Here is a 3,965-nt window from a genome sequence, read left to right as displayed (position 1 = left end):
CTCCTGGTGCTCATCGGACTCAACACCCACGAGCTACACAGGAGGCCCTGCCTTTATGCGTACATTGACACCAAATCACTCAGACGAGTCCACGCCACACACAACGTTCGGTTGAGCAACAGGCTCTGAAGACCGGTGGCCGGTGCTTGGTGAGCCGGTAGGGGCGGGTTCGGCCGGCGGGGCGTGTTTGTTGCCCCGCCTGCCGGTTCCGCTGGTGAGTGCAGCGTCTGTGGAAACAAGCAAGGCGGGTCAGAAGGAGGGTATTGGCGTGGAGGGGCTGACGGTTCAGGCCTGGCGGAAGTGGGGCCACGACTTTCTGTATGTCAACGATTCAGCCGGTCAGACGCTCGGCTACTACGACCGTAACAAGTGAGGCTGCACGTTGACTTTGCGGCCGAACGCAACTACGCGGGGATCTTCGGCCGTCTGCGATCGGAACGCCTGGCTGCTGGGCTATCTCAGAGCACGGTGGCGTCTTGGTTTTCGATTCGGGCTAGGGCCGTATCCGAATGGGAGACCGGGGCGGTACAGCCGACGTTGGATCACTTGATCTTGTTGTCTGGTGAACTCGGTTGGCGCCTGGTGATCGTGGATCGGCGCGGTGTGTCGCGCGGTCCGCAGCAGCGTCCCGGCGAGTCGTGGGTGGTGTTTGAGCGGCGGCGGTTGGCCACGCCGTTGAAGAGTCGTCGCCTGGCTTGGGGACTGACGCAAGGCGAGCTTGGCCAGCGTGTTGGTGTCAGCAGGGAGACTATTCAGCGGTGGGAGGTTGCTCGTACATCTCCCCGGCCTATGGGGCTGATTGTTTGGGCTCAGAAGACGAACTACTGCCTGGGCTTGCGGCCGATGGGGGCTGCCGAACGACGGGTTGTGCCTGTTCGGCTGTCTGGGAGCTTGCGAGTCCCGAAGACCTAGGGGCGTGAAGTCACGCTGCTGGGTGCCCTCGCGTGGGCGTCGGGCGGGCCGGTGGGTTGGTGTCCGGTGGTGGTGCCATTGCGGGTTCGGCTGGCGGGCGGCCTTTTCGCATTTTTCAAACACATCCAACGGTTAGATCAGCGATAAGGGCCACCACCGAAAGGCTATACGTGACACACCGCACGATCGACGCAAGCCACGATCCGATCATAAATGAAATGTACGAGGGGCTGCGGGCCAGGCTGCGCAGAATCCGCCAGAATGCGAATATTTCGCAGCGCACGATCGCGCTGGAGATCGGCATGTACACGGAGATGTTCTGCCGTCTCGATAACGGGGCGTTTCCCGCCGAGGGCCCGCACTTTGCGGTTTGGGCTCGTTCGCTCGGGCGACGCCTGGCGATCGCAGACGAGACAGGATACGAACCGCCCGAGCCGATCGTTTACGAACCCGGAGTGAGTTTCCTCCGGTATGAGTATCTGCGGGTCGCCGGTGAACTTCGTGAACGACGGCTAGCGGGCGGGGTACTCATCACGGAGTTGGCGGATTTCCTCGGTTGCTCGGCGAGTCATCTCGGGAATTTGGAGAAGGCCAGGATTGGGCGATTCGTTGCTTCACGCACGCTCATGGCTTGGTGTCATTATCTGGGCTGCCGTATTGAGCTTGCGGTGGATAAGGAGCTTCAAGCGCTGGTTTTGCAAGAGCGAGCGGAAATTGCGGGAGTTCTCAACCGGGGTGTTCTTGGTGGCCGCGATTTTTATCCGAGACCGGTCGGGGCGGGTTCGGCCGCGGGGCCTGGTGTTGGCCCCGCGGCCGGTTCCGCTGGTGACCGCAGGTGTGAACAGCGTCATTCGAGAAGTTAGGGATGTTTTGCAGACGACGTCAGTGGCGAGGCGACGGTTGAACACTATGCAGCGGCGGTTGTGGGTTGCCAGGTATCGGGCCGGGGTGAGTCAGGCTGCGGTAGCTGGTCGGCTGGGGGTCACCGATCGGAGCTTGCGGGATTGGGAGAAGCAATACGACAATCCGAGCACTGCTCACCTGATCGGCTGGGCGTATGAGTTCGGTGATCGGCTGGTGCTCCGAGTTCCGAAGGTCGTTCCGGAACTTCCCCCGGTCGTCCTGCTCCCTGGCGAGACGACTTTCGTCGAGCATGAGGTACGGAGACTTGCGGCGACGCTGAAGGCAAGGCGGAAGGTTCTTAAGCTCTCACAAACAGGTCTGGGGAGACTGGTCGGGGTCGGTCGGTCGTCGTTGCAGCGTTGGGAGGACGGGCAGGACAGTCCTACGGCGCTGAATCTGATTATGTGGGCCACCGTGCTGGGATACACACTCGACCTGATGCATGATCCGAACTGGTAGTGCGCGGGTTCGGCTTCGATAGTGGCGGTTGTACGGGGCGGGTTCGGCCGGCGGGCGGCTGGCGTGGTTTCGCGACGTCGGGGTGTCCGTGCCGCCCGCCTGCCGGTTCCGCCTGGTGACCGAGTGGGCTAGGCCGCGTCTGTAGTTTTGGCCTAGCCGCTACGCTGCGAACATGACCCGGTGGGAGTACAAGCGCGTCGAATGCGACGACGATGAACTCGAACAGATCCTGAACGATCTGGGCCGGAAGGGCTGGGAAGTTGTCGCCGCATGGCAGGACAGCGAGTACGACTCCGGGCGGGAAGTACTACTAAAACGCCCGATCGACTAAGTTAGGCTGGCATACCATAAAAAGCCGTCGTTTCCTGCGCTGCTGGTGATGGTGGGTAAAGGCCGGGTGAGGACTGCCGCCGAAGGTGTCCTTCAACGGGCGCAGCACCGGGAGGGTGTCGGTCGCCGGGCTGGTCGCGGTCAGGTACGGTCGCGGACCCGGCTGCTGTACCGGATCCGCGTCCATCGCGGCCGCGAAGGCGAACTGCCATGACATCAAACAGCCGAGCTTGATAGCAGATCGACGTCCCGCGTTGGACTACGCGCGATTCGCCCATCCACGGACCTAGCTAGGCTCAAACCGCGTGCGGAGAGTTGAACCGCTGGCATTCGCATTTCTTCGGCTCGGCACCCCTGAAGGTGGCGTCACGTGAAGATATACCACCCGGCGAAGGTGCCACCGACGTACTCGCAGTCCCAGTTGCCCAGCATCCCTTGTCCGTTGACGTAGTTGAAACACCAACTGTCGGACGTGTAGGGGCCGGCGTTGGTGTCGCTGCCGGTGAACATGTACCAGCCGCCGTAAGGCCCGGGCACAGGCTGGCAGTCCCAGTGACCCAGTTGCCCAGCCGCCGAGACGGCTTGGACGCACAGATTGGAGTTGGCGTACGGGCCGGTCGGTCCGCCGCGCAGCGAGTTCGCACTGGCGGTGGCGGCGGTGCCGGCCAGCGCGGCCAAGGCCAGCGCCCCGGTCGCGACTACTGCTGCGATTTTCCTCTTCATTGACAACCTCCTGTGATAGAAGTGCATGATGGCCATATGGACATCCGGTGCAGCCTGCTAGGTCACAGCTCGGTGTCAGGCTGCTTTCACCAATGGTGGGCCGACCCGCCCTGAGACGCACGGATTCCTTCCAATTCCGTACAGCTTCTGACGTGCCTTGCCACCGGTGGCCGACCGAGAAGTGTGGTCCTATGTCAAACGCAGCTTGGCCAACCTGGCCGCCGTAAGCGTCGAGCTCCCGAAGACGCTAGGCCGCACCTAGCTCAAGAGCTTCCTGTACCGCCCGACGACCCTCGGCGGCTTCGTTACGGAGGCCGGCCTGGCTTCGACCCCGATTCACCATGACATCGAAAAGCCGACCCAGTAGCGCGCGGCCGTGCCGTGCTGCGCCGCGTGGACCGGCCGGAGGCCGCATGCCGCGCGGGCGCGAGCGCGGCACGGCCGCGCGCGGCGGGCCGCCAGGCCCGCCCTTGAGTAAGTAAAGGGCAATTCCGTCAGGCTGGTGAGACGGGCCGGAGGTCGGTCGGTGCTGTTGTGGGTAGCCGGAGTTGCGGCACATCGGCACTCTGCCTTTGGCCCCCGGGCAATGGCGGGTCGCCTGGGGGAGGTGGCTACGCACGGGTGTCGCGGTGGTGGAG

At 63.3% G+C, this 3,965-nt stretch carries 5 protein-coding genes; 4 read left to right on the top strand and 1 reads right to left on the bottom strand.

What is annotated here, in order from left to right; translation table 11 throughout:
* The first annotated feature begins 369 nt into the window (after positions 1-369).
* From KGQ19_RS47765 to KGQ19_RS47750, 4 genes are all read left to right on the top strand, one after another.
* Complete coding sequence (locus KGQ19_RS47765; RefSeq protein ID WP_212022172.1) at positions 370-912, top strand: helix-turn-helix domain-containing protein; 543 nt, start codon at positions 370-372, stop codon at positions 910-912.
* A 170-nt stretch (positions 913-1,082) separates the two neighbouring features.
* The gene (locus KGQ19_RS47760; protein ID WP_212022171.1) at positions 1,083-1,775 is read left to right on the top strand and encodes a helix-turn-helix domain-containing protein; all 693 of its coding nucleotides are present in this window, start codon (positions 1,083-1,085) and stop codon (positions 1,773-1,775) included.
* A gap of 133 nt (positions 1,776-1,908) precedes the next feature.
* A complete protein-coding gene (locus tag KGQ19_RS47755) occupies positions 1,909-2,274 on the top strand; it encodes a helix-turn-helix domain-containing protein (protein WP_230420543.1) in 366 nt (121 codons plus the stop codon).
* 172 nt (positions 2,275-2,446) lie between these two features.
* On the top strand, positions 2,447-2,605 hold the full coding sequence (locus KGQ19_RS47750; protein ID WP_212022167.1) for a DUF4177 domain-containing protein: 159 nt from the start codon (positions 2,447-2,449) through the stop codon (positions 2,603-2,605).
* Between the two features lie 365 nt (positions 2,606-2,970).
* Here the strand turns inward: KGQ19_RS47750 and KGQ19_RS47745 are convergent, their stop codons facing one another.
* Complete coding sequence (locus KGQ19_RS47745; RefSeq protein WP_212022165.1) at positions 2,971-3,327, bottom strand: hypothetical protein; 357 nt, start codon at positions 3,325-3,327, stop codon at positions 2,971-2,973.
* Positions 3,328-3,965 lie beyond the last annotated feature (638 nt).

Source organism: Catenulispora pinistramenti (genome assembly GCF_018274385.1).
Lineage (GTDB): Bacteria > Actinomycetota > Actinomycetes > Streptomycetales > Catenulisporaceae > Catenulispora > Catenulispora pinistramenti.
Note: the sequence above shows the minus strand (reverse complement) of the source record. Positions and strands in the feature narration are given on the sequence as shown.